Source organism: Secundilactobacillus similis DSM 23365 = JCM 2765 (genome assembly GCF_001311075.1).
GTDB classification, from domain to species: domain Bacteria; phylum Bacillota; class Bacilli; order Lactobacillales; family Lactobacillaceae; genus Secundilactobacillus; species Secundilactobacillus similis.
On the sequence record NZ_BBAD01000158.1, the window covers coordinates 1 to 1,671 of the forward strand.

Annotated in this window: 2 protein-coding genes; both read right to left on the reverse strand. The window is 45.2% G+C overall.

Annotated features, from left to right (window positions below; all coding sequences use genetic code 11):
- Window positions 1-198: 198 nt before the first annotated feature.
- Complete coding sequence (locus JCM2765_RS16440) at window positions 199-1,509, reverse strand: IS1380 family transposase (RefSeq protein ID WP_054737596.1); 1,311 nt, start codon at window positions 1,507-1,509, stop codon at window positions 199-201.
- Window positions 1,481-1,671 (reverse strand): hypothetical protein (locus JCM2765_RS18535; protein ID WP_225352155.1); only part of this gene is annotated, 191 nt, incomplete at its 5' end. The genes JCM2765_RS16440 and JCM2765_RS18535, both read right to left, overlap by 29 nt.

The window sequence follows — 1,671 nt, forward strand, 5'->3', positions numbered from 1 at the left end:
GAATTATTCATACGAGGTTTAATATCGGCATACCGCACAATTTTGGACCAATTCTCGTGCTGCTATGGTGTAGTCAAACCAAGATGTACTGTTTTTGCTAAAGGCTACCAAATTATGGGGCTGGATAAATTTTTGATCCTCAATTTTGAGCATACTTGCCCTTGGCCGAACCGACTTTTTTTGATTTATTGCACCAGTTTAGCCCCACTGTAGCGCTTGGATTCGAGCTAACAGTTGATAAAACAAATCCTGATAGACGTGGTGGCGGCTTAATTTTAGATAAAGTTGCCGGCCGCTGGTCACCAGCTTACCCGCTACTTTAAACAGCCATAAGCGCAAGGTTGTAACCTGTAATCGCTGATGTTGTGCAGGCAACAATTGGCGCATCAAGCTGACTAAATTATAAGCGAGGACACTGAGCATCATGCGGGCATAATTTGGTATAAATTGCGAGCTAGTCATTTTATCCAGGTAAAAGCCAGCCTTGGCTTCCTTGATATAATTTTCCATTTGGCCCCGTTGATGATAGGCTTGAAACGCATCTTCGGCGACAAAACTCGTTAAATTGGACACAAGGTATTCATGTTGAAATAACAATTCACCAGCTGGTCGAGTTGATTTAATATAGATCTGGCGCGGCTTAGGCCATGATCGGGCTTGATAAGACGCGCGATAATAATGGACCTCGGTCTCAGTCCAATTCTGCTCATCACTGATCTGAACAAAACGTTCAGCCAGTTGGTTCAGCCGCCGATTGGCTTTCAGGCGGATCAAGTAAAAAGTGTCGTTGGCTTCACAAGTTTCGTATAATTCTGGAGTCGCAAAGCCACTATCCCCGCGGACCAAGATATCAGCGTTCGGTTTGACTTGATGATAGTGCTGTAGTAGTGGTGTGATAAAGGGGGCAATATCCGTACTGGTATAAACATTACCTGGGCGCAATTGAGCCTTTAAACAGTGGCCCGTTTGCCCGTCAAAAGCGACCAGCGGATGGTAACCCGTGGTACCGTAATGCGCATTAAAGGCCGTTTTTTCCTGATGACCATGAGTATCGGCGTGAGTTGAGTCAATATCGAGGATCAGCTGTTGTTGCTTGGCGCCAGTCCACGCTTGGTCAAGCAATGCTTGATTCAACGTTTGTAATGAGGTGATGGTCTGCTCGTCACAGCGTTGCCAAAAACGGGATAATGACGGTTGTGAGGCCAATTGCGGTTGTGCCAATAGTAATTTAAATGTGGGGTCATCGCGCAAACTGGTGGCAGCTAGATCGGCCGGGTAACCGGCGATCAACTGCAGCACGACCTGTTCTAGTAGACTAACGTTGCTGTAACGAGCGTAATGGCGCTGGTCATCAAAATGGACTAATTGATACGCTAAGGTCGTGAAATTGAGTTGCGCCATTAATTCTTTGACCAACACTAGCCCAGCATCAGTGGAAAGTTCACCACCAGTGTGCGAAATATGTAATTTAGGATTGAAATTAACTCGTTTTTCCGGTAAAGTTGCCATGAGAAGGACCTCTTTCTTTGGGTGGATAGCTGACTTGTGGTGAATCAACTATACCAAATCGGAGGTTCTTTTTCTGCACTAAAAAGGTGAAAAATAAAAAACACAGTACCGCCCATGATACCGGGGTGACACTGTACTTGGAGAACTTATGGTGAATAATTC